The sequence below is a fragment of the Streptomyces sp. SID9727 genome, from assembly GCF_010550605.1.
GTDB lineage: Bacteria > Actinomycetota > Actinomycetes > Streptomycetales > Streptomycetaceae > Streptomyces.
Window position 1 is genome coordinate 34,960 of the sequence record NZ_JAAGNI010000295.1, and the last position, 22,043, is coordinate 57,002.

The 22,043-nt window shown below is 71.9% G+C and carries 21 protein-coding genes; 10 read left to right on the forward strand and 11 right to left on the reverse strand.

Features of this window, described 5'->3' with window-relative positions:
- Window positions 1-16 precede the first annotated feature (16 nt).
- A complete protein-coding gene (locus tag G3I41_RS19170; protein ID WP_164401445.1) occupies window positions 17-1,039 on the forward strand; it encodes a LacI family DNA-binding transcriptional regulator in 1,023 nt (340 codons plus the stop codon).
- A gap of 126 nt (window positions 1,040-1,165) precedes the next feature.
- Window positions 1,166-1,501: a hypothetical protein gene (locus G3I41_RS19175; RefSeq protein ID WP_164401446.1), complete on the forward strand. Its 336-nt coding sequence runs from the start codon at window positions 1,166-1,168 to the stop codon at window positions 1,499-1,501.
- Between the two features lie 27 nt (window positions 1,502-1,528).
- Here the strand turns inward: G3I41_RS19175 and trxA are convergent, their stop codons facing one another.
- The gene (gene trxA / locus G3I41_RS19180; protein ID WP_164401447.1) at window positions 1,529-1,918 is read right to left on the reverse strand and encodes a thioredoxin; all 390 of its coding nucleotides are present in this window, start codon (window positions 1,916-1,918) and stop codon (window positions 1,529-1,531) included.
- A gap of 119 nt (window positions 1,919-2,037) precedes the next feature.
- On the opposite strand from trxA, the gene G3I41_RS19185 reads away from it, so the two are divergent.
- Window positions 2,038-3,474, forward strand: coding sequence for an NAD(P)/FAD-dependent oxidoreductase (locus G3I41_RS19185; protein ID WP_239081711.1), 1,437 nt, complete (start codon window positions 2,038-2,040; stop codon window positions 3,472-3,474).
- 22 nt (window positions 3,475-3,496) lie between these two features.
- Here the strand turns inward: G3I41_RS19185 and G3I41_RS19190 are convergent, their stop codons facing one another.
- From G3I41_RS19190 to G3I41_RS19205, 4 genes are all read right to left on the reverse strand, one after another.
- Window positions 3,497-6,520 (reverse strand): WD40 repeat domain-containing protein, encoded by a 3,024-nt coding sequence (locus G3I41_RS19190; protein WP_343242174.1) that lies wholly within the window; start codon window positions 6,518-6,520, stop codon window positions 3,497-3,499.
- Window positions 6,521-6,522: 2 nt separating this feature from the next.
- Complete coding sequence (locus G3I41_RS19195; protein ID WP_164401449.1) at window positions 6,523-7,374, reverse strand: serine peptidase; 852 nt, start codon at window positions 7,372-7,374, stop codon at window positions 6,523-6,525.
- On the reverse strand, window positions 7,371-9,413 hold the full coding sequence (locus G3I41_RS19200; RefSeq protein WP_164401450.1) for an ATP-binding protein: 2,043 nt from the start codon (window positions 9,411-9,413) through the stop codon (window positions 7,371-7,373). The genes G3I41_RS19195 and G3I41_RS19200 overlap by 4 nt, the downstream gene beginning before the upstream one ends.
- A 105-nt stretch (window positions 9,414-9,518) precedes the next feature.
- Entirely contained in the window at window positions 9,519-10,106 is a 588-nt protein-coding gene (locus tag G3I41_RS19205) for a histidine phosphatase family protein (RefSeq protein ID WP_164401451.1), read from the reverse strand.
- 259 nt (window positions 10,107-10,365) lie between these two features.
- On the opposite strand from G3I41_RS19205, the gene G3I41_RS19210 reads away from it, so the two are divergent.
- Complete coding sequence (locus G3I41_RS19210; RefSeq protein ID WP_164401452.1) at window positions 10,366-10,581, forward strand: CbtB-domain containing protein; 216 nt, start codon at window positions 10,366-10,368, stop codon at window positions 10,579-10,581.
- Between the two features lie 32 nt (window positions 10,582-10,613).
- The gene (locus G3I41_RS19215; protein WP_164401453.1) at window positions 10,614-11,393 is read left to right on the forward strand and encodes a CbtA family protein; all 780 of its coding nucleotides are present in this window, start codon (window positions 10,614-10,616) and stop codon (window positions 11,391-11,393) included.
- 65 nt (window positions 11,394-11,458) lie between these two features.
- Here the strand turns inward: G3I41_RS19215 and G3I41_RS19220 are convergent, their stop codons facing one another.
- Both G3I41_RS19220 and G3I41_RS19225 read right to left on the reverse strand, forming a co-directional pair.
- Window positions 11,459-11,953: a GNAT family N-acetyltransferase gene (locus G3I41_RS19220; RefSeq protein ID WP_164401455.1), complete on the reverse strand. Its 495-nt coding sequence runs from the start codon at window positions 11,951-11,953 to the stop codon at window positions 11,459-11,461.
- 66 nt (window positions 11,954-12,019) lie between these two features.
- Window positions 12,020-12,367 (reverse strand): tetratricopeptide repeat protein, encoded by a 348-nt coding sequence (locus tag G3I41_RS19225; RefSeq protein WP_164401457.1) that lies wholly within the window; start codon window positions 12,365-12,367, stop codon window positions 12,020-12,022.
- 121 nt (window positions 12,368-12,488) lie between these two features.
- Here G3I41_RS19225 and G3I41_RS19230 point away from each other — a divergent pair, with 121 nt between their 5' ends.
- From G3I41_RS19230 to G3I41_RS19250, 5 genes are all read left to right on the forward strand, one after another.
- Complete coding sequence (locus tag G3I41_RS19230) at window positions 12,489-13,454, forward strand: pirin family protein (protein ID WP_164401459.1); 966 nt, start codon at window positions 12,489-12,491, stop codon at window positions 13,452-13,454.
- 132 nt (window positions 13,455-13,586) lie between these two features.
- Window positions 13,587-14,360, forward strand: coding sequence for a TIGR03084 family metal-binding protein (locus G3I41_RS19235; RefSeq protein WP_164401527.1), 774 nt, complete (start codon window positions 13,587-13,589; stop codon window positions 14,358-14,360).
- A gap of 92 nt (window positions 14,361-14,452) precedes the next feature.
- Window positions 14,453-15,763 carry an AarF/UbiB family protein gene (locus tag G3I41_RS19240; protein ID WP_164401461.1) on the forward strand — a complete coding sequence of 437 codons (1,311 nt, stop codon included), beginning with the start codon at window positions 14,453-14,455 and terminating at the stop codon, window positions 15,761-15,763.
- A 214-nt stretch (window positions 15,764-15,977) separates the two neighbouring features.
- Window positions 15,978-17,000, forward strand: a complete 1,023-nt coding sequence (locus tag G3I41_RS19245) for an NAD-dependent epimerase/dehydratase family protein (RefSeq protein WP_343242169.1) — start codon at window positions 15,978-15,980, stop codon at window positions 16,998-17,000.
- Window positions 16,997-17,698, forward strand: coding sequence for a maleylpyruvate isomerase family mycothiol-dependent enzyme (locus G3I41_RS19250; RefSeq protein WP_164401463.1), 702 nt, complete (start codon window positions 16,997-16,999; stop codon window positions 17,696-17,698). The genes G3I41_RS19245 and G3I41_RS19250 overlap by 4 nt, the downstream gene beginning before the upstream one ends.
- Window positions 17,699-17,827: 129 nt before the next feature.
- Here the strand turns inward: G3I41_RS19250 and G3I41_RS19255 are convergent, their stop codons facing one another.
- From G3I41_RS19255 to G3I41_RS19270, 4 genes are all read right to left on the reverse strand, one after another.
- On the reverse strand, window positions 17,828-18,625 hold the full coding sequence (locus G3I41_RS19255) for a helix-turn-helix transcriptional regulator (protein WP_164401465.1): 798 nt from the start codon (window positions 18,623-18,625) through the stop codon (window positions 17,828-17,830).
- A gap of 361 nt (window positions 18,626-18,986) precedes the next feature.
- Entirely contained in the window at window positions 18,987-20,042 is a 1,056-nt protein-coding gene (locus G3I41_RS19260) for a carboxymuconolactone decarboxylase (protein WP_164401467.1), read from the reverse strand.
- A 446-nt stretch (window positions 20,043-20,488) separates the two neighbouring features.
- Window positions 20,489-21,367 (reverse strand): SDR family NAD(P)-dependent oxidoreductase, encoded by an 879-nt coding sequence (locus tag G3I41_RS19265; RefSeq protein ID WP_164401469.1) that lies wholly within the window; start codon window positions 21,365-21,367, stop codon window positions 20,489-20,491.
- Window positions 21,364-21,999: a peroxidase-related enzyme gene (locus G3I41_RS19270; protein ID WP_164401471.1), complete on the reverse strand. Its 636-nt coding sequence runs from the start codon at window positions 21,997-21,999 to the stop codon at window positions 21,364-21,366. Before G3I41_RS19270 ends, G3I41_RS19265 begins: the two co-directional genes overlap by 4 nt.
- Between the last annotated feature and the right edge of the window lie 44 nt (window positions 22,000-22,043).

The following is a 22,043-nucleotide window of genomic DNA, read 5'->3' on the forward strand; positions in this document are numbered from 1 at the left end:
AAGACTGCCCGGAGCCATGAGTCAGTTACCCGATCAGCCCGCCGAAGGCCCCGTCCCGACCAGCGCCGACGTGGCGCGGCTCGCCGGCGTCTCCCGGGCCACCGTGTCCTACGTCCTCAACAACAACGCGCAGGTGCGGATCAGCGATCAGACCCGCCGCCGGGTACGGGAGGCAGCCGACGAACTCGGCTACGTGCCCCACGCCGCCGCCCGCACCCTGCGCGCCGGCCACTCGCGCATGGTGCTGCTGCCCACCGGCAACGTGCCGACCGGACCCCTGCACCTGCGCTTCCTGCGCGACCTGGAGGCGGGGCTCCGGCGCCTGGACTACACGGTCGTCCAGTACGGCTCGCTCGGCCTCGCCGCCGACGACGCGGCCCGGGCCTGGGCGGAACTGCGCCCCGCCGCCGTCATCGTGCCGGGCTCCGTCCCGCTCGCCCCGCGTGGCACCGCCGTGCTCCGGCGCTCCGGAGCCAAGGCGGTCATCACCCTGGGCCCCCACCCGGTGGAGGGCGCCCACGCCCTGATCATGGATCAGCGGGAGGTCGGCGGCTGCGCGGTGCGCCATCTGCTGGAACGCGGCAGGCGCCGCATCGGCGTGGTGATGCCCGAGGACCCCGCCACCGCGCTCTTCGCCGCCCCGCGCCTGGCCGGCGCCCGGGAGGCCGCGCTGAACGGCGGCGCCCACGTCGAGGTGCTGCCGCTGCGCTACGAGGAGGAGTCGGCCGCGTCCCTGGCCGCCCGCTGGCCCGCGCTCGGCCTGGACGCCGTCTTCGCGTACGACGACACCTACGCCATGCTCCTGATGCGGGCACTCCAGGACGCCGGCATCGGGATACCCGCCGAGGCCGCCGTGGTGGGCGCGGACGACTCGATGCTCGGGCGGCTGCTGCGGCCGAGGCTCAGCAGCGTACGGATGGAGCTGGCGACCGCCCAGCCGCTGGCCGACCTGGTGGACCGGCTGGTACGCCACCCGAGGACCCCGCCCGAGCGGCACGACCTGCTGCGCGCCCGCACCGTACGACGGGAATCCAGCTGAGCCGGCCCGACGACGTGCGCGGCGCACCGCCCGTGCCCAGGGCCTGTCCGGCGGATCTTCGTGGATCAGCACGCACCAGACGCCGCGTGCTGATCCACGAAGATCCGCCGGACAGGCCCTAGCGTCATGACCATGAGCGATCCGCAGAGCTACGAAATCCTCATCGTCCCCGAGTTCGCCGACGACAAGGCCCCCGCGACCGGAGAGGGTGCGACGGGGGCCAGCGTCCGGGGCGCGGCGTCCACGGGCTCCGACGGCGGGGGACCGGGCGCCGCCATCCGGTCGGCCGTGGTCACCGCCACGGGTGAGACGGGCGAGACCGGCTATCCCCGGTACGCCGGGGACGGCATGGTGGCGGACATCGACCCGAGGACCAAGGCCGTCGAGGGCCTCCTCGTCGACGGGTCGGAGCTCGCGTACGGGCTCTCGGCCCGGGTCGCGGAGCGCGCCGCGGAGGCCTGAGCCCGCCCTGCGGGGGGAGGGGCGGTGCTACGGCTGCTGTCCCTCCGCCTTGCCCTTCTGCTGCTCGGCCTCCACGGCCTTGCGCACCTCGTCCATGTCCAGCTTCCTGGCCTGGCCGATGACGTCCTCCAGGGCCGCCTCCGGCAGTGCGCCGGGCTGCGCGAAGACCGCCACGTTGTCCCGGACGATCATCAGCGTGGGGATCGACCGGATCTCGAAGGCCGCCGCCAGCTCCTGCTGCGCCTCCGTGTCGACCTTCGCGAAGACCAGGTCCGTGTGGCGCTCGGACGCCGCGTCGTACACCGGGGCGAACTGCCGGCACGGGCCGCACCAGGAAGCCCAGAAGTCGATCAGGACGAACTCGTTGTCGCTGACGACCTGGTCGAAGTTTTCCTTGGTGAGCTCTACGGTGCTCATGCGTTGCTCCCTCTTCCTGTGCCCGTATGAGACGTGTCCGGGTCAACGGTGCCCGTTCTCGTGCTATTCCGTGCCTGCCCATGTGGCCGACGTCCACACCCCCCGCCAGAATGGGCCGCATGACACATGGAGCGCAGCCTGTCGAGTACGACGTCGTGGTCATCGGAGCGGGTCCGGTGGGTGAGAACGTGGCGGACCGGGCCCGGGCCGCCGGGCTGACCACCGCGGTGGTCGAGGCGGAGCTGATCGGCGGTGAGTGCTCCTACTGGGCGTGCATGCCGAGCAAGGCGCTTCTGCGCCCCGTCGTCGCCCGCGCCGACGCCCGCCGCGTCCCCGGCCTGAGCGGCGCCGTCCAGGGACCGCTGGACGCCGCCGCCGTCCTCGCCCACCGCGACGAGTACGCCTCGCACTGGAAGGACGACGGCCAGGCCGCCTGGCTCGACGGCATCGGCGCCGACGTCTTCCGCGGCCACGGCCGGCTGACCGGTCCCCGACAGGTCACCGTCACCGCGCCCGACGGCACGGAGCACCGGCTCACCGCCCGGCACGCCGTCGCGGTCTGCACGGGCAGCAAGGCCGTGGTCCCCGGCCTGCCCGGCATCGAGGACGCCCGCCCCTGGACCAGCCGCGAGGCGACGAGCGCCAAGGCGGTCCCCGGCCGGCTCGTCGTGGTCGGCGGGGGAGTCGTCGGCGTCGAGATGGCCACCGTGTGGAACGCGCTCGGCGCGAAGGTCACCATGCTCGTACGCGGCGAGGGGCTCCTGCCCCGGATGGAGCCGTTCGCCGGTGAGCTGGTCGCCGAGGCGCTCACCGAGGCCGGCGCGGACATCCGTACCGGCGTCTCGGCCACCGCCGTACGGCGCGCGGCCGGCGAAGGACCGGTCACCGTGGAACTCGACAACGGCGAGAGCGTCGAGGCCGACGAGGTCCTCTTCGCCACCGGCCGCGCCCCGCGCACCGACGACCTGGGCCTGGAGACGGTCGGCCTGGAACCCGGCTCCTGGCTCACCGTCGACGACACCTGCCGGGTCGAGGGCACGGACTGGCTCTACGCGGCCGGCGACGTCAACCACCGGGCGCTCCTGACCCACCAGGGCAAGTACCAGGCACGCGTCACGGGTGACGCGATCGGGGCCCGCGCGCAGGGCAAGCCGCTGGACACCGCCCGCTGGGGCGCCCACGCGGCGACCGCCGACCACGCGGCCGTCCCCCAGGTCGTCTTCACCGACCCGGAGGCCGCTTCGGTGGGCCTCTCCCTGGCCGAGGCGGAACAGGCCGGCCACCGCGTCCGCGCCGTCGACTACGACCTCGCCTCCGTGGCCGGGTCGGGCCTGTACGCGGACGGCTACCGGGGCCGCGCCCGCATGGTGGTGGACCTCGACCGCGAAGTCCTGCTGGGCGTCACGTTCGTCGGTCCCGGCATCGGCGAACTGCTCCACTCGGCGACGATGGCGGTCGCGGGCGAGATCCCCGTCGACCGGTTGTGGCACGTGGTCCCGTCGTACCCGACGATCAGCGAGGTGTGGCTGCGGCTGCTGGAGACGTACCGCGGGTAGGAGCCGCCGGGGCGACGGCGGGTCAGTGCACCTGGCTTCCCGTCGGCAGGTGGAACCTGCGGTGGCCGCAGGCGACGCACGGAGCGCCGTGAATGCCGCGCAGCCTCTGCAGAGGCAGGGGACGCGCCGTGTCGTTCCTCGCGGACGGCGCGGGAGCGACCAGGGCCCGGCCCTTCGGTTCGAGTGCGTAGCCGAGGGAGCCGGCGTGCGCCGGGCGGATGAGCCCTTCCTGGATCAAGGAACGGATCGCTGCCTTCACGGCTCGCCGCGGCACGTGCCGGCAAAGGAGCCCCGCCAGTTTCGGGCCGTCGTGACCCTCCCATTCCAGGAGGAGCGCCAGAAGGGTCGTGTGGAGCGGAACGCGGCTGCGACGACGGCTGGGAGCGACGGCGGAAGCCTTCCGCTGCGCGGAGTGCGGGTGCACGTCGTCCTCGACGGGTGGAGGCGGAGGAGGATGAGCGGCGGCGGTGAAGGCCGCCAGCTCACGGCCGTAGGCCACGGTCAGTATGTGGTGGTCGAACGAGAGTGCCTGGACCGTGTCGGGCAGCCACAGTTCGGTGTTGCCCACGCCGGTGTCCGCGTCCCAGACGCGTACCCCGTTGTCCGGACCGCCGACCGCGACCACGGCTCCGTCAGGTGTGCTCCCGAGCCCGAGTACCGGGGCGGCCCCGCCTTCGACGGGAGCGCCGAGACGCACGGTGCTGAGCAGGCGGCCGGTCTCGGCATCGATGACGCGCACGCCGTGATGGCCGGTACGGAGGTGCTGAGAGGCCACACGCGGACCGGAGGGGCCCGCGACCATGCGCACGGCGGCGACGTACGGTGCTTCGCCTGCCGGGCTCAGCACGCGTCGGACGGCACCCGACACCAGGTTCCACAGGACGATCTCGCCGTCGGCGCGGCCGGTGACGATCACGGGCGCGTCGCGGATTCGGCCCAGCGCCACGGACGACACCCCCTCGTACCGGCTCAGAGGACCGCCGCGGGGGCGGCCCGAGCCGAGGTCCCACAGGTGTAGCGAACCCCGGGCGTCGAGGGCCGCCAACACCGGGCGTCTGCGTGACCCTCCTGCCGAAAGGGCGACGACGGGGCTGTCCGGCTGATGGCTCCAGAGAAGGGCCCCGGTTTCGGCCAGCCGGACGACGATGCCCTTTCCCGAGTCGACGGAAGCGATCACGGGACCTTCGCGGGTCGCCCCCAGCGCTACCGCGTACACGGGACTGTCCCCGGCCATGCGTGCGCTGAGGAGGCTGCCGGTGCGGCTGTCCAGGACTCGCAGCCGGTTGTCGCCGCAGGCGGTGACCACCAGGGGACGGCCCCGGGAGGTGTCCGATGCCAGTGCTTCGATGCGCCCCGGGTGGATGGCTCCCGCGACGTGCTCGGTCCGGTCGGAGAGGTCCCAGACACGTCCCGTCGCGTCGTCGCCGCAGCTGACCGCCTTCCACCGGTCGGAGGCCGTCGGAAGGTCGAATGCGACGACGCGGCGGACGGGGCCTGTGTGGCCTGTGTACGTGTGCAGTTCTCCGCCGCTCTCGGCGTGCCAGCTTCGGACGGTGTCGTCCGCCGAGGCCGACAGGATGATGAGACTGGCCGGGGTGAGGCGGCTGTTGCGCCGTTGCGTGACTGATCGGACATGCTGGCGGAAAACACTCCGATCCATCTGCCGCTCGTCGAGCTCGGGATCGGTGCCCTCCTGCGCCGCGTACGGGACGTGGACGGAGTCGAGGGCCAGAACGGCCTTGTGGTGGCCCTCCAACTGCTGCAGGCGCTCGCCCGTGTAGAGGTCCCAGACCCGGATCGTGCCGTCGGCTCCACCGGTGACCGCCATGCAGGGGGCCACGTCGTTCTCGGCCGTCAGATGCAGCACGTCCAGGTCGCCAGGACGCCCTCGTCGGCTGAACGTCAGCGGGGAGCGGCCGGTTGGGGCGTCCCAGAGGCGTCCGGTTCCGTCGGCGAAGACCGCCACCGCGATGGGGGTCCCGTCGGACTCGCCGCACTGAAGACCCGTCACTTCCGCGGTGCACTGGAGGGTGTAGAGGATGAGCCCTGCCTCGATCCCGACGGCGACCACCCGTGCGGGCTCCTCGCCCGTGGCGGACACGGCGGTGAGTGCGACGGGCTCATCCGGAGACCCGGCGAGGGCGAGCAGCCCGCGCAGAGTCCCGGACGCGGCGGTGACAAGCACCCGGGAGCGCCCCCGTTCGAAGTCCGTGACACGGAGTGCTCCGTCGTGGCCGACGCTCACAGCAGACAGATGTCCGTCATGGACAAGCGTCTTCAGTCCGGTCACGGGGCCGTCGTGGGCCGCGACGGCCCAAGCGGCCCGGCCGGTCCGCGCGTCCCACACACGCAGCCACCCGCCGGCGTCCCCGGTGACGATGAAGGCGCCACTGCCACGCGCGTGCGAGGCCAGCGAGGTGACGCCCCCGCCGTGACCCTTCCAGGCATGGCGCAGGGCACCGGTGCCGGCATGGAAGAGCCGGACCGTCTCGTCCGCACCCGCCGTGACGGCGAAGGTCTCGCCGTCGACCTCCGCGAGGGCGAGTTGGTGCAGGGCCCGGCTGTGTCCGGTGAACGAAGCCCGTAGCGCCGGCGAGATATTGGCAGCGGTGGACCACGCACACTGCCAGGCCGGGCTCTGTTCGCCCGGTGGGACGTAGAGAGCGCGGCTGATGCCGGGCTGTTGATGGCGCACGGCGTCCACTGCCAGGATGTGGCGCCGTTGCGCGGCCCGTGCCGTGGCGTGGTGAGGCAATGACGTGCGGTAGATGGTGAGAGACGTGTGGTCCTGCCACCCGGCCGGCGACGAGGCGAGGATGCTCCGCGCATCACCGTGGACGAGGAACTCCCAGTCCTCCAGCAGCAGATCCAGACGACCGGCCTCAGCCGCGTGTTCGGCGCTGTGGCGCAGAAGGTACGGCGAGGCCCGCTCCCAGCGGAGGACGTCTCCCTCCGCCACCTCGGCGGTCAGCAGGTCGAAGACACGCTGCGCCACTCGTGTGCGAGGGGCAGCGCTCCCGTCGTCGTCGAAGTCGCCGGGCGGCATGTTCACGCCTGTCGCGCTCCCTCTGCCCATGGAGCGGCCAGCAGCTCGGCCACCTCCGGCGTCTTCAGGTACTCCTCCACATGATGGAAGCGATACGTCCGGTGAACGGAGCAGTGCCGGTCGCTGTCCACTCCGTCGAACACGGCGGAGATGCCACGGACCGGCAGTGCGACGAGGTCGCCGGGATCCGCGAGGTTGACCCAGCGCCGCAGCGCCTGCGGCCTCCGGCCGCGGCCGCGCTCGGGGCTGGGGGTCAGCCGGTGGAAGACCGCCTTAGGCAGAGCCAGCGGCGAGCCCAGCGTGATGAGGAGCGGCACTTCCAGGGCTCCGCAGTCATGGAGGGCCTCGTAGGCGACGACGCTGCCCAGCGAGTGCGCGATCACCACATCGGGCCGGTGCGCGGTGAGCGCGGCACGCACGCGCTCCAGGACGGCCATCCGGGCCGGGCCGGGCTGCAGGTAGTGGTGCACTTCCTTGGCGAACCGGACCACGAACCATTCCATGAGGCCGGGGGAGCACGCTTTGGACGCGACGATGTCCTGGAGCTGGGAGCGCAGCAGGTAGGTGAGCCAGCCCTGGGCGACACCCGCCTGGGCCGCGGACGGTTCCAGCAGCGCGAACATGTCCGCCAGAATCGTCTCCTCGGGACCCGAGAGCTCTTCCAGGCGGCCGTCCTCGCCCTGGTGGCCACTGTCCTGGAGCAGGTCCGCGTAGTAGGCGACACGTACATCGGCGTCCCGCGTGCCGCCGGTGGTCAGATGCTTCCCCCAGAGGGCCGACATATGGCCGGCCACGGCCACGGGGTCCTCGTTCACACGGAGGTTGCCGATGCCGTGGATACCCAGGATTCTCATGCGGCCTCGCTGTCGAGTGGGTACGGGCGGTCCTGGAGGTAGTCGGACAGCCCTTGGTGGAAGAGGCGGTACAGGACCGAGCCATCGGTTTCGACGCCCGTACGCAGATAGAAGGAGCCCGCGTCGAGCAGCCCGCGGACGTGCTGCAGCAGTCTCCGGCCAGTCGCCCCCCGCAGCCCACTGCCCGGTGCCGCCGCTGGTTCGGGAGCGAACTCGGGCGCGACGGCCGCTACCGCCTCGATCGGGAAGCCGTCGCCCTTGGCGAAGGCGACCGCGGCCAGTACCGCACGGAGGTCCGCGCTGTCCGGCCGGTTGCCGATGTCGAGTTCGAGGACGCCCGGCAGGCTCCTGGGAACCGTGCGGCCACGGGCGACCGCGGCATCCACGCTGCCGGGCGCCGGCTCGCCGGCCAGGACGTGGCCGAAGACGCGCGCCACGAGGAACGGCCCCCACTCGTGCATGCGGTCCGCCTCGTCGGTGAGTGTCGCGGCCACCGTCTCGGCCAGTGCCGTGCGGATGGGCCGTTGCTCGGGAGCGCCGTACTGGGGCAGGGAGGAGAGCCGGCGCAGTACGTGATTCCGCAGGTCACTGCGGATCTCCTGGACCGGGACGTCATCCAGGTCCAGGAGACCGCTGTCCCGATCGGCCAGGGTCAGCAAGGGGCCCGCTCTCCATCGGCGCGTGCCGACCAGCAGCCGCACCGATGACCGGCCGTCCGCGCGCACCGCCCTGGCCAGCGGCATCAGCAGTGACCTCATGAGGCCGTCGGGGTCCTCCGCCTCGTCCAGGGCGTCGAAGACGAGGGCGGGTACGGCGGGGAGTGCGCTGGTCTCGGAGATCAGGTCGGCCACGGTCCACTGTCGCTCCGGCTCGATCGGCAGCTTCCACTGAAGAGCGATCGAGGCCAGGATCGAGTCGATGTCGCGGCCACGGGAGTGGACCGCGGCCAGAAACGGGTTGGGGGAACACACTCCTTCCGGGTTCTGCGCGCTCAGGTATGCGCGAATGTCGGGAGCGGCGTCTATGACGGTCAGATGTCCCGAGCAGACGAGAGCGCCCAGAAGGGCCGACTTCCCCGAGCCGGGCGCGCCGGTGACCACGCGCAGTCCGCCGGCCCGATCGTCGTCCAGCCAGGCCGCCAGCCATTCCAGTTGGGACTGACGTCCCACGAAATGATCGCCCACCCGGCTCATGAAGTGTTCGGCATCGAGGTCTGCCACGAAGGCCCGGACCGGAGGCGTGACGTCGTTCAGCCTTTCCAGCCGGACGTCGGGGCGCCAGCGCGGGTTCGGGAAGAAGGGGAGCTCGGGCAGTTCCTGCGAGACGTCCACCCGCGTGGTGTGGATCACCTGCCTGCTGCCGAGTGCGTTCAGACTGCTCTGAATCGCTCGGGTGACCCGGTCCCAGCGGACGAAGCGAATCGAGGGAGAGGTGTCGAGACCGTGGTCGGCGATCCGTTCGAGGACGTCCGCCACAGCCTCGCTGAAGCGACCGTCGTAGGCGGGGAGATCGGGACTCGTCGCCGCGATCACCCATGCGTTCAGCTCACCGTCGGGGACCCGGGTCAGTTCGGACAGGCGCGCCGCACGACCGGCACGGCACAGGTCGACGACGAACAGGGTGGGTTCCCGCTGCTGGTGTGCGGTTCTCACCCACTGGCTCACATCGGTGCCGGTGCCGAGCGTCCCGCACGTGGGAACCATGTGGATGTGCTCCTGACCGGCCGCGGCCGGCGAGCGGTGGAGATCTGCCGCGGTAGCGCCGTGCGACATGGTGTGCACGATCCGCGTTGTGCCGGACGTGACGGCGTCGTCGCTGTGGAGTGTCACGGCCCTTCTGTCCGGTTCGGCGACCGACAGCACGTCGTACCCGACGCGCTTGTAGGCGAGGCCGAGTCGGGACAGCAAATCCGGGACGAAGCTGAGCCGAGGCCAGTCGGTGCGGCCCGCTGCGGGCTCGTCGCGCGGGTCCGTTGTGGTGGGGAACTGCTCGACACCCATGAGCAGCACCTGCCCCGTGCCCGCTTCTCCTGTCTCCACGTGCACCCCGTCCCTCCCCAGTGCGGTCCCCCCGGACGCTACAAGAAGCTTCCACGACAAGGGTATGTGGCGGTCGGAGCCCTTCGTACGCCCCGAGGGGCCCTCTCAGATCGGCCGACCGGCCGGTTCCGCTACGAGCGGCCGTCCGACGCGCAGGTTCCAGCGCCCCGAGCGGCCGCTCAGCTCCGTCAGCGTGAGCGGGGCGACGTCGAGGCGCCAGAACGCCAGAGGCGGCAGCGCGAGCGCGTGGACCACGGCCGCGCGTACCAGGGAGGGCTCGGCGACGGCCAGCACGCGGCCGGCACCGCTCACCGAGTCGAGCCAGGCCCCCGCTCGCGCGCACAGGCCGTGCAACGACTCGCCGCCGTGCGGGGCGGCCGAGGGGTCGGCCAGCCAGGCGGCCACCCCTTCCGGCTCGCGCGCACTCACCTCGTCCAGCCGGGCACCCGACCAGCGGCCCAACTCCCAGTCTTCCAAAGCGGGTTCAGCCGTGGAGTGCAACCCCAGTGCCTCCGCGGTACGGGCGCACCGCTCGGACGGGCCGTGCACCGCCCGGTCCGCGTCCGGGACATGGGGTGCGGCCAGCCGAGCCGTACGCACCCCCGACGCGTCGAGTGCGGCGCCACCGGCGAACCGGGTTTCACGCAACGCCGCGTTCATCGCCGGTGAGATCAACATCACCCGAACCGTCATACCCGCCCTCAACTCCCGGACCAGGGGCCCCACGGCCCAGCACACCATGGCATCCGGACCCGCAGGCCGCGTGCAGGGGGCATGGCGGAGCCGGTGCCCAGGCGGTATGGTCGCGGCGACATGACGAGGGTGTGACGGAAGTCCGGTGAGAATCCGGCACGGTCGCGCCACTGTGTACCCGCGCACGCGGGAAGTCAGACCCAGCACCTTCGTCTCAGGCACCACGAACGGGACGCGTGTTCCCACAGGAGGTTCTGCCATGGCACAGAGTGCTGCCCCCGCAACCGGCGCATCCGCCATCACCCCCATCTCCCTGAAGGCCATCGCCCCTTGGGCGGTCTTCTTCGGCATCCTCATGCTGGTCCTGCTCTACTTCGTCGGCGCCGAACAGGGTGCCACGGCCCTCATCTCGGGCGAAGGCGTCCACGAGTGGGTGCACGACGGCCGTCACCTGCTCGGCTTCCCCTGCCACTGACCGCCCTGCCGGCTGATCCAGGGGAATCCCACATGAACTCCATATCCGTCAGAGCCCTGTTGATCCGTGGCATGCTGGCCGGACTGGCCGCGGGCGCGCTCGCGCTGCTCGTCGCCTACTTCCTCGGCGAGTCCAGGGTCGACGCGGCCATCGCCCTCGAAGAGGCCGCGCACAGCGCCCACGGCCACCACCACGGCGCCGGCGAGGAACTCGTCAGCAGGAGCGTGCAGTCCACCGCCGGCCTGGCCACCGGTGTGCTCGTCTTCGGCGTCGCGGCCGGCGGCATCGCCGCGCTCGTCTTCTGCTACGCGCTGGGCCGGGCGGGCCGGTTCGGCCCCAGGGCCACGGCCGCGCTGATCTCGGGCGCCGCGCTGCTCAGTGTGTACGTCGTGCCGTTCCTGAAGTACCCGGCCAACCCGCCGGCCGTCGGCAACCCCGACACCATCGGCAGACGCACCGCGCTGTTCTTCCTGATGGTCGCCCTCAGCGTGCTGCTCGCGGTCGCCGCCGTCATCGTCGGCAGGCGGCTGGCACCCCGTCTGGGCAACTGGAACGCGACGGTCGCGGCGGCGGCCGGTTACGTCCTGCTGATCGCCCTCGCCTACGTGTTCCTGCCCTCGTTCAACGAGGTCGGCAAGGACTTCCCGGCCACGCTGCTGTGGCAGTTCCGGCTGGCCACGCTCGCGGTGCAGGCCACCCTGTGGACCGCGTTCGGACTGCTCTTCGGCCACCTCACCGAACGGCTGCTGGTCCCGAGGGGCGACGCGCTCGCGGACGGCCGGACGAACCGGACGGCCGCCGCCGTGAGCTGAGGGCCGCCGTACGCGCGGCTACGGGCGGGGCCCGCCGGGTGGCCACCCGGCGGGCCCCGCCCGCCCTACGCCGCCCACTCGGCCAGGTAGTACCTGAGCGAGGCGTCCTCGTCCACGAGGCGCATCCCGGCGGCCGTCATGACGCGCTGCGAGGGGATGTTGCCGGTGTCTGCGTCCCCGCGCACCCGGGAGACGCCCTGTTCGCGGGCGAACAGGAGCATTGCCCGCAGCGCCTCGGAGGCGTAACCCCGGCCGCGCGCCGACTCCACGAGCCCGTACCCGATCGTGACGCTGCCCCGATCGTCCGGCGCGCCGTGGAAGCCGATGCCGCCGATGACCACACCGTCGGCCCGGAGCCGTATCTCGTACGAGCAGAACGGGGTGGGGTCGCCGGTGTCCGCGCAGGTCGTGAGGAAGCGCGAGGCGGCACCCCGCTCGCCGGGGGAGGGGTAGCCGGGAGCCCAGCGCGCCCCGGCCGGCGGTGAACCCGCGGCGACGTGCTCGGCGTCGGCGGGGCTGATGGGGTGCAGGAGCAGGCGCGGCGTCTCAAGGTCGTTCATGGTCCTGTGGAGTACCACGCGGCTGCCGTTCCCGGCACCCGGTTTACGCCGGGTGCCGGGACGCGCTCACGCCGGACCGAGGTCGCCGGAGAGGGCGGCGGCCAGCCGCAGCTGGGTGTCCGCCTCGGCCTGCCGCCCCTGGCGCTCCAGGGTCCGGCCCAGCATCAGGCGGGCGTAGTGCTCCACCGGGTCGCGCTCCAGAACCGCCCGCAGCTCCGTCTCGGCCCGTCCGAGGCTCGCCGAGTGGTAGTAGGCGCGGGCCAGCAGCAGCCGGGGCGCGACCTGCTCCGGGACCTCCGCGACGAGGCCGCCCAGGATGCGTGCCGCGGTCCCGTACTCCTTCGCGTCGAAGAAGAACCCCGCGCGCTCCCAGCGCTCGGCGGCGGTACCGAACTCGTAGTAGCTGTCGCTCATGTCGTCTCCTCGGTCGGGCGGGTGTCCGATCCGCACAACACCCAGAGGTGGTTTAACATTCCACTAATCGTTCGGCGTGGGTGCCACCCGCCCCCGCCCGCATCGGAATAGGTTGAGCGTCATGAGCAATCTCGATCGCCAGGCCGTCCCCACCGTCTGCGGGGGCCGGGGTTTCGTCGTCGCGGAGCCCGTACGTGAACTGCTGGCCCCGCGCACGGTACGGCTCGGCGAGTCCACCGAGGTCCGCAGGCTGCTGCCCAACCTGGGGCGCCGGATGGTCGGTGCCTGGGCCTTCGTGGACCACTACGGCCCCGACGACATCGCCGACGAACCCGGGATGCAGGTGCCCCCGCACCCTCATATGGGCCTCCAGACCGTCAGCTGGCTGCACGAGGGCGAGGTCCTGCACCGCGACAGCCTCGGCAGCCTCCGGACGATCCGCCCGCGCGAACTCGGCCTCATGACCTCCGGCCGCGCGATCAGCCACTCCGAGGAGAGCCCCGAGCAGCACGCCGCCCTGCTCCACGGCGCCCAGCTCTGGGTGGCGCTCCCGGACGCGCACCGCTTCACCGAACCCCACTTCCAGCACCACAGCGAGCTGCCCGCGGTCACGGCACCCGGCCTCACGGCCACGGTGATCCTGGGCGACCTCGACGGCGCCACCTCGCCCGGCACCGCGTACACCCCGATCGTGGGCGCCGACCTCTCCCTGACCCGAGGCGCGCGGGCCCGGCTCCCCCTGGACCCCGACTTCGAGTACGCCGTGCTCTCGATGTCCGGCGAGGCCGAGGTCGACGGCGTCCCGGTCCTCCCCGGCTCCATGCTCTACCTCGGCTGCGGCCGCACCGAACTCCCGCTCCGCGCGGAGTCCGACGCGGGCCTCATGCTCCTGGGCGGCGAGCCGTTCGAGGAGGAGCTGATCATGTGGTGGAACTTCGTGGGCAGGACCCAGGACGAGATCGCGCGGGCCCGCGAGGACTGGATGGGCGGCGACCGGTTCGGCACCGTACACGGCTACGACGGCCCCCCGATCCCGGCCCCGGTGCTGCCGGACGTGGCGCTGAAGCCGCGGGGGCGGGTGCGCTGATCTGCGGATCTCCGCTCGCGCGGAGGCGGAGAGCACGTGCGAAGAAGCGGCGGCCCGCCCGCGCCCGGATGATGGACGCGGTTCGCCCGCTGCGTTCCCCGGCGCCTCGAAAGGAAGGGCCACGTGACCGCGATGCAGGACGTGTACGCCGATCTGGCTGCGGAGGGCACCGAACTCGGTGATCTCGTGTCAGGACTGACTCCCGGGGAATGGGCGGCGAAGACCCCCGCCGCCTCCTGGACGGTCCGCCACCAGGTGGCTCACCTGGCGTACGTAGCCCGTCTGGTCCGGCTCGCGGTGAGCGACGAGGGTGCCTTCGCTGCCGAGACCGCGCAGGTCCGGGAGGACTTCCAGTCCGGGATGGACGCCGGGCTCGCCAAGTACGTCGCGGAGCCGGCCCCCCGTCTGCTGCGTCGCTGGACCGAGGAACGGGTTGCCGCCGAGAAGGGGCTGTCCGCACTGGAGCGCCGTGACCTGGTGCCGTGGCCCGCCGGGCCGCTGCCGGCCAGTGTGCTCGCCGCGGTCGCGCTGACGGAGCTGTTCGCGCACGGCCAGGACATCCGCGACGCCCTCGGGCGTCCGCGCGTGCTCACCGACCGGATCGGCCACATCGTCTTCCTCGGGACCCGCACCCGGGACCTGGCCTACCGGGCCCGGGGTCTGCGGCCTCCGGCCGAACCGTTCCGTTTCGAGCTGACGGCCCCGTCCGGGGAGCTGTGGGCCTTCGGGCCGCCGGAGGCCGGGCAGCGGATCGCCGGCCCGGCCCAGGACTTCTGCCTGCTCGTCACCCGGCGCAGACACCGTGACGACCTCGCGCTGACGGCGGTCGGGGCGGAGGCCGGCCACTGGCTGGACATCGCACAGTCCTACGTCGGACCGCCCGGCACGGGCCGGGCACCACAGTGAGCAATATGGCGTATAGATCACCGGTCCGGGGGCTGCTTTCCTAGCTGGCGGGCCTTCTTCGGTCCGCCCGACACGAGGGATCTGGGGTTGCCGTGCGAGAACAACGGACCACCTGGTGGCTGCTGCCGAAGCGGGCCTGTGCCACCGCCCTGATCGTCACCGGACATCTGATCGCCGCACTGCCGCACACGATGACCCGCGGCGGCCGGGCCAGGCTGGCGCACCGCGCTCCCCGGCTGCTGACCGCGCTGGGGCCGTTCTTCGTCAAGGCCGGGCAACTGCTCAGCACGCGCCGTGACCTGGTCCCCGAACGCTGGTGCGAGGCGTTGGGCGAACTCGCCGACGAGGTGCGGCAGCCGAGACGGGCGGCGGTGGCACGCACCCTCGCCGAGGCCGGATTCTCCGACGCCTTCGCCGAGTTCGACTGGGAGCCGGTGGCCTGCGGCAGTATCGCCAGTGTGCACCGCGCACGGCTCGCCGACGGCACCGAGGTCGCCGTCAAGGTGCAACGGCACGGCATCCGCCCGGTGCTGGAGGCCGATCTGCGGCTGGCCCTGCTCGGCGCGCGGGCCGGCCGGCTGCTGCCGAGCATGCGGGACCTGCCCGCCGAGGAGATGATCGGACAGCTCGGCGGCGCCGTCCTGCGCCAGCTCGACTTCACCGCCGAACACGATGCCCTGCTCGCGCTGCGCGGGAACCTCTCCGGCCACACCGAACTGCGCATCCCCGCACCCGTCGAGGGACTGTGCGGACCGACGGTGCTCACCATGGAGTTCGTCCCGGACATCGGCCGGTTCAGGCCCCACGGCATGTCGATGGCCCGCCGCCAGGAGGTGGTCCGAGACGTCCTCCGGGCGGTCTACCGGATGCTCTTCGTGGACGGCGTGGTGCACTGCGACCTGCATCCGGGCAACCTCTGCCTGGACGGTGAGGGACGGGTCGTGGTGCTGGACGCCGGCTTCGTGGTGCGGCTGCCCGACGCGGTGCGGCGCTCCTTCGCCGGCTTCTTCCTCAACATGGCCCAGGGCAACGGCCCGAAGTGTGCGGACATCGTGCTCGACAGCGCCGCGCGGCTCCCCGCGGACTTGGACCGGGAGGGCTTCCGCGGCGCGGTGACGGAGCTGGTGGACGAGGTGGCCGGGGCGCTGTCGAAGGACTTCGACCTCGGGGCGTTCGCGCCGCGGCTGTTCAAGCTCCAGAAGGATCACGGCGTCTTCGCCGCGGCCGAGTTCGCCTTTCCGCTGCTGTCGCTGCTGGTGCTGGAAGGAATGATCAAGGAGTTCGACTCCGAGGTCGACTTCCAGGCCGAGGCGGTTCCCGTACTCATGGCCTCCTTCGCCAAGGACGTCCAAGTGGACTCCGCGCGCCGCGAGAACGGCCCGTCCGGCGGGTGGGCCGCCTGAGAACCGTGCCGGCCCCGCCGCACCCCGCACGGTCAGCGGTCGCCCGTACGCGCCCTCGTGCGGCCCGGGCCGGACGGCACGAGCCGCCGCCTGGCGGACATCACCCGACAGCTCCTGCCGGACCGGCTGCGCGCGCCCGCGGACCGGCCGCGCCGGCGGGCGAAACGGCAGGACGAGCAGGGGACGGAAAAGGAGGAACGACATGTTGGTCTGTGTGACAGGAGGCACCGGCTTCCTCGGCTCGCACACGGTCGCCGCCCTCGTGGCCGGTGGGGCACGGATCCGGCTGCTGGTGCGCGACCCGTCACGGCTGGCGCCCGCGCTCGGCCCGCTCGGAGTCGACCCGGACACGGTGGAGACCGTCACCGGCGACGTCGCCGACGGGGCGGCGGTGGCCCGCGCGGTACGCGGCGCCGACGCCGTGATCCACCTGGGATCGGTCTATTCCTTCGACCGCCGGCGCCGTGACGACATCACCCGCACCAATGTGGCGGGCACCGAAGCGGTCCTGAAGGCGGCGGTCCGGGCGGGGACCGGCGCGGTGCTGTACGTCTCGACCGTTGGCGCGCTGATTCCCACCACCGAATCCGAGCTGCGCGCCGAAAGCCCGGTGGGGGACCCCGACGAGCCCTACCTGGCAAGCAAGGCGGCCTGCGAGACGCTCGCCCGGCGGCACCAGGACGACGGGGCGCCGGTCCACATCGTCTACCCCCCGGCCCTGCTGGGCCCGGACGACCCGAGGCTCGGTGACCAGACCGGCCGGCTGCGCGACGCGCTGCGCGGCCTGATGCCGCTGTGGCCCACCGGCGGTTTCCCGCTGGGCGACGTGCGTGACACCGCCGCGGTACTCGGGGGACTGGCCCTCGGCCCGCCGCCGGACAAGCCGGTACGGATCTTCGGGCCCAACCGGTACGTGACGACGGCCGACTACCTGACGGAGCTCCGCGCGGCCACCGGCCGCAGGCTCACGACGCTGCGGCTGCCGGTGCGGGCCATGCTTCCCGCCGCCCGGGCCGCCGATCAGGTCCAGCGGTGGTGGCCGTGGCACATACCCGCCGAGTTCGGCGCCGCCTACACCTGCGGGCACGCGGTGCCGGTGGCCCGAGCCGCAACGGCCGACGTCCTCACGGCGCGGCCGGTCGCGACGACGATGGCCGACACCGTTCACTGGCTCCACCGGGCCGGTCTGCTGACGCGGCGCCAGGCCGGTACCGCGGGCGAGCGGAGCGGGTCATGACGGCGGCGGGGACCGGGCACGATCCGGCCGAGCAGTACCGCGCCTACCGTCGGACCAGGAGGAACATCACCGGTCTGGTCACCCGGACGCCGGACACGGCCGCCGCCGGCGTACCCGCCTGCCCCGACTGGACCGTGCGCGACCTGATCGGGCACCTGGTCCACATATGCGAGTCGTTCGTCGCCCTGGAGGAGAACCAGATAGGTCTGCGCCCGTCGGAGGGCGCTGACCTGCCCGTTCTGCTGGACCGGTGGGACGTCCTGGACGGCGAGTTGCGCGAGGCACTGGACCGCACCCCCGAGCTGCGGCGGCGCATCCTGCTGCTCGACGTGTTCTCGCACGAGATGGACCTGCGCGTCGGTCTGGGCGAGACGGTCGCGCCGTCCGGCCATCCGGCGTTCCCCGGCGCGCTGGATCTGGCCACCATGGGCTTCGGCCTCGCGTTGCACGGAGGGAATCTGCCGGCGCTGCGGATCGACACCCCGGAGCGGAGCTGGGTGGTGGGAGAGGGAGAGCCCGTCGCCACGGTCCACGGCCCGGCCTTCGACGTGTTCCGGTCGCTGACCGGCCGCCGCACGCGGCACCAGATCGAGGACCTGCGCTGGTCCGGGGACCCGTCGGCGACCTGGATGCCGGCCTTCGTCTGGGGGCCGTTCGCGCCGCCCGCGAACGAGGTGGAGCCGGTCCACGGGTTCTGATCCACCGGGCCGCGAGGGCCACGGCAGGACCGCACCGGACGGGGCCGGCGTACGGACGGGGCCGCACCGCTCTTCAGCGGTGCGGCCCCGTCCGTACGCCGGCCTGTGCGTCCCCTTCGCGCCTACGGGTCAGGTGCCGGTGATGGCGGGCAGTGCGAAGGGAGCGCCGCCCGCCTTCGGCAGGCCCGAGAAGTCCAGCTCCGGCAGCGCCAGCAGGATCGGCAGGTCGAGGGGGGTCAGCGGACGCCCGATCAGGTCGACCCGGGTGTCCTGGTCCCGCCGCACGTTCAGCAACTGGCTCGAAGCCACCAGCAGCGGGCGCCGCTGACCGAGCGGCGAGGGCGGGTCGTCCATGGCGAGTACGGCCGCCCGGATGTACCAGGCGCCGTCCGGCAGGCGCAGCGAGAACGAGCCGGGCCCGTCCAGGATCGCGCAGGCGGTCGGACGGCCCTGCACGATGGACTCGCGGAACGCACCGACGTAGATCCGTACCGGCTGTGCGGTGCCCGGGAGACGAATCGTTCCTTCGAGGTCACTGGTGGGCCGGGCACCGTCGAGGAGCTGCTGCGGCCCCGCAGTGGACCCGCCGCTCGGCGCGAGCAGCCCGGCGCGGGCCAGCGCCCGGTAGCGGGCCGGGGAGTGGCTCACGCTGCGGGTGAAACGACTGGTGAAGGTGCCGAGACTGTTGTAGCCGACCCGGTAGGAGATCTCGGTGACGCTGAGATTGGTCTCCAACAGCAGGCTCTTCGCCTGGTGCAGCCGGACCACGGAAAGGAATCGGCCCGGAGAGGTCCCGGTGAGATTGCGGAAAACCCGGGAGAAGTAGAACTTGCTGAGAATCGCGGTATTGGCGATCTCGTCGAGCGAGAGTGGTTCCTCGTATCGGTCCCACATCGTCGCTATCGCGCGCTCAACGGCGACCTGCATGGCAGTGCTCCAAGCTTGTCGATGAATCGAATGCGTCCTGACGGAAATGGCCGAGCAACATCTCAGAACTGACGCTCTGTCGGTGCGATAATGTGTACCGCAAAGATGTGCACGGTATTTCTCCGAGCGTGCCGATGAAGCGAGTGCGTCCTGACCGGACGCGCAGGGCAGCGCCTGACGGCCGCAGGGCGGCGGGGAAAAAAGGATCCCGCCTTTCGGGCACGGCACGAAGGTGTTGGATTCCGCTGCGGTGCGTCGGGAATCAACACCTGGAGAACTCAGGGCGCACGGACCTTGTATCGGAACACCACCGCGAGGCGGTGGGCGGAGCAACTGCTGACGACCCCGAGGGGGGAGCTGTTCAGTTGTCGCGGAGCAGGTGGCCGCTGCGCAGCCGGGCCGCCCGCTGGGCGGCCCACGACGTGACCGCGAGGATCTCCCGGTCCCCCCCGCCGTTCTGCCGGAAGGCCGCGATGACCTTGTCGTCCACCCGGTAGGAAGCCAGGGCGGTGAGCAGCGCGAGGGTGCCCGCCGGTCGGTCGGCCGGCGGCAGTTCCCGCAGCGGTGCGTCCAGCCAGGCCCGGCCGAGGCCGGGGTCGCCGCCGTCCCAGCGGGCCAGTTCGGCGGCCACCAGGTCCCGGACCGGCTCCGGCACGAGTTCGGCCGCTGTCAGCTCGACGGCCGCCGTACTGCGGGCCAGCGCCGTGGCGATCCGCGGATCGGCCGCCGCCCAGCCCAGGTCCGCCGGCAGCGGTGCGTCGGGCAGGAGGGACAGTGACGTCCCTGCTCGGGGTCCAGCCCGGACGGAGCTGCGCATCAGGCCGGTCAGCACCCGCAGCACGGGGCCCACCGCCCGGTCCGGGGCGTGCGGCGGCAGCGGTTGCGCGCCCAGGAAGACGTTGACCATCCGGTTGAGGTACTGGAGGCAGAGCGCCGTACCGGCCAGCTCCGGTACCAGTTCGGGTGCGAACGGGGGCCTGCCCGTCGAGCTGATCCACGTCGTCAACTGGTGCGGCGCCGTCCCCGCGCCGCCGTTCGGTCCTGCCTTCACGCCCCGCCCGGAGGAAGTGGGCCGGGCGGCCAGGGAGTTGTGCATCGTGGAATGCATGGTGGTGCAGAAGGGGCACTGGTTGTCCCGGGACACGGCGGCGGCCACCGCTTCCTTCGCGGCCCGCGGCACCAGCCCGTCGACCAGCATGGTCTCGCGCAGTGTCATCCAGGAAGCCGCGAGCAGTTCCGGCACCGGGGCGTGCAGGGCGACGGGCGGGGCGAGCACCCCGAAGTCCTGCTCGAGCTCCCGGTAGACCCGGGCGGTGTCGCCGGTCGCCTCGCCGAACTGCACGGTCGCGATGTGCCGGACCTGGAGCAGGGACAGCCTCCTGAGCGGCGACTGGACGAGTAGTCTCGGGTCCTTCATGCGTCCGCTCCGGGATCCCGACCGGTGACGTCGCGCCCCGGTGGCTCCGCGTGGCCTTCAAACATCGGTGGCACTTCCCTCAGCTCCTCGGCGGATGTCCTTCGGTGCGCCAGTCAATCGTCACACCGATGCGGGGTTCCTCCTTCTTCATTCTTGCGGTCTGACGGCCGGCGCCAAACGAGTTGAAGGCGCGGCCTGCCGTCAGGTTCCGCCTTCGTGTCCGTGAGGCCGCACCACCGGGCCCCGCCGACGTTCCGGGCGGGGCCACGGTGTCGGCACGGCCTAGGGGCTGTCCCGCAATTCCCGGCGGGCGCACGACGACAGCTGCGGCACCTCGCCGCGTTGTCGAAACGCCCGAATACGTCCAGTATGCGGGCGCCTCTCCGCCTTGCGATGCACCGCATCTGACGCCGCGCGCTGATCCACCGGGAATTGCAAGACAGCCCTTAGGGGACGGGAAAGAACGCCCGGACGAAGCGTTCGAACATCCTGTCCCCGATGGTCCACCGCATCCGCGGCAGCAACCGGGACGGCATCCCGATCCGGTACCTGATCTTCGGGTTGTCGCTGGTCACCGCCTTCTCGATGACCTTCGCCACGGTCTCCGCGCGCACCGCCATCCGACCGCGGCCGCTCGGCTTGTCCGTCTCCCGGTAGGCGCCGTGCCAGTCGACGAAGTACCGCCAGAAGTCGTCGTACAGACCGCCGCGTTCCTGCCCGGACATCCCGAGGTCGGCGACCGACATCGGGACGAACCCGCCGAGCACCGGGGACGGCTCCACCAGCACGACCTTGATGCCGAACGCGTCCACCTCCAGGCGCAGCGAGTCGCTGATGGCCTCCAACGCGTGCTTGGTGGCCTGGTAGTAGCCGCGGCCCGGGGTGGCGAACTGACCGAAGATGGACGACATCATGATCACCCGGCCGCTGCCCCGCGCCCGCATGCCGGGCAGCACGAGCTGGGTGAGCCGGCACAGTCCGAAGAGGTTCGTTTCGAACTGGCTGCGGACCTCGTCCATCGGCGTCTCGCCGATGGTGCCGTTGAGGCTGTAGGCGGCGTTGTTGATCAGAGTGCCGACCGAGCCGTGCTCGGCGGTGATCTTGTCGACGACGGCCGTCATCGAATCCTCGTCGTTGACATCCAGCGGGAGGACCCGGATGCCCTCGGCCTCCAGCTCGGCCAGTGCCTCGGGCCGCCGAGCGGTCGCGTAGACCGGCCAGCCGGCGCGGTGAAGCCGCAGTGCCACGGTCTTTCCGGTGCCGGAGGACATGCCGGTGCTCGACGACGCCCCGGTCAGCAGGATCGCTCGCGAAGGGCTGCTCACCGGGGTTCTGCCAGCCGCTGCTCGGACACCGTGGCGTCCTCCGGCTGCGAGGCGATCCGGCTGCGGGCCACCGAATCGCCCAGGCCCAGGCCATCCACCAGGCGGTTGATGAAGGCGAACAGTGAAGCGGTGAACACCGCTTCCAGCATCTCCGCGTTGGTCCAGCCGGCGGCCTCGGTCCTGGCCCAGTCCTCGTCGGTGACCCGGAACGCGCCCGTGCAGATCTGGGTGACCAGGCGCATGAGTTCCTTGGTGCGCTCGTCGATCGGCAGGTCCTCCACCGAGGCGGAGCCGGCGATCGCGTCGGTGAGTTCCTGGTCGCCGCCGAACTGGGCCAGGAACCAGTTGTGAGTGCCCACGCAGTACGGGCAGCCGTTGACCTTGGAGCTCCAGGCGGAGATCATCTCGCGGGTCGCACGCGGCAGCACGCCGTCGTTGAACACGCCGCCGTAGCCGGCGATCACGACCTCCAGCAGGTCGGGCCGGCTGGACACCAGGCGGAACATGTCCGGCACGAAGGGAATGCCCATCCGGGACTTGATCGCCTCGTACAGCTCGGCGGTCCTGCCCTGGGCTTCGTCCTCCCCCACCAGAGGTACGCGGACCGTGCTCGGCACATTCGGATCGGTCATGGGTGAATCGCCTTTTCTTCCGATTGTGGCAGCCGCCCCGCGAA

What these genes read in the sequence shown, in the direction of transcription:
- G3I41_RS19235 (WP_164401527.1), top strand. Translation starts at nt 13,587, where the DNA reads ATGCAGGACGTGTACGCCGATCTGGCTGCGGAGGGCACCGAACTCGGT.
- G3I41_RS19185 (WP_239081711.1), top strand. Translation starts at nt 2,038, where the DNA reads ATGACACATGGAGCGCAGCCTGTCGAGTACGACGTCGTGGTCATCGGA.
- G3I41_RS19270 (WP_164401471.1), bottom strand. Translation starts at nt 21,999, where the DNA reads ATGACCGATCCGAATGTGCCGAGCACGGTCCGCGTACCTCTGGTGGGG.
- G3I41_RS19260 (WP_164401467.1), bottom strand. Translation starts at nt 20,042, where the DNA reads ATGAAGGACCCGAGACTACTCGTCCAGTCGCCGCTCAGGAGGCTGTCC.
- trxA (WP_164401447.1), bottom strand. Translation starts at nt 1,918, where the DNA reads ATGAGCACCGTAGAGCTCACCAAGGAAAACTTCGACCAGGTCGTCAGC.
- G3I41_RS19195 (WP_164401449.1), bottom strand. Translation starts at nt 7,374, where the DNA reads ATGAGAATCCTGGGTATCCACGGCATCGGCAACCTCCGTGTGAACGAG.
- G3I41_RS19170 (WP_164401445.1), top strand. Translation starts at nt 17, where the DNA reads ATGAGTCAGTTACCCGATCAGCCCGCCGAAGGCCCCGTCCCGACCAGC.
- G3I41_RS19220 (WP_164401455.1), bottom strand. Translation starts at nt 11,953, where the DNA reads ATGAACGACCTTGAGACGCCGCGCCTGCTCCTGCACCCCATCAGCCCC.
- G3I41_RS19225 (WP_164401457.1), bottom strand. Translation starts at nt 12,367, where the DNA reads ATGAGCGACAGCTACTACGAGTTCGGTACCGCCGCCGAGCGCTGGGAG.
- G3I41_RS19255 (WP_164401465.1), bottom strand. Translation starts at nt 18,625, where the DNA reads ATGCAGGTCGCCGTTGAGCGCGCGATAGCGACGATGTGGGACCGATAC.
- G3I41_RS19230 (WP_164401459.1), top strand. Translation starts at nt 12,489, where the DNA reads ATGAGCAATCTCGATCGCCAGGCCGTCCCCACCGTCTGCGGGGGCCGG.
- G3I41_RS19215 (WP_164401453.1), top strand. Translation starts at nt 10,614, where the DNA reads ATGAACTCCATATCCGTCAGAGCCCTGTTGATCCGTGGCATGCTGGCC.
- G3I41_RS19175 (WP_164401446.1), top strand. Translation starts at nt 1,166, where the DNA reads ATGACCATGAGCGATCCGCAGAGCTACGAAATCCTCATCGTCCCCGAG.
- G3I41_RS19190 (WP_343242174.1), bottom strand. Translation starts at nt 6,520, where the DNA reads ATGCCGCCCGGCGACTTCGACGACGACGGGAGCGCTGCCCCTCGCACA.
- G3I41_RS19205 (WP_164401451.1), bottom strand. Translation starts at nt 10,106, where the DNA reads ATGACGGTTCGGGTGATGTTGATCTCACCGGCGATGAACGCGGCGTTG.
- G3I41_RS19250 (WP_164401463.1), top strand. Translation starts at nt 16,997, where the DNA reads ATGACGGCGGCGGGGACCGGGCACGATCCGGCCGAGCAGTACCGCGCC.
- G3I41_RS19210 (WP_164401452.1), top strand. Translation starts at nt 10,366, where the DNA reads ATGGCACAGAGTGCTGCCCCCGCAACCGGCGCATCCGCCATCACCCCC.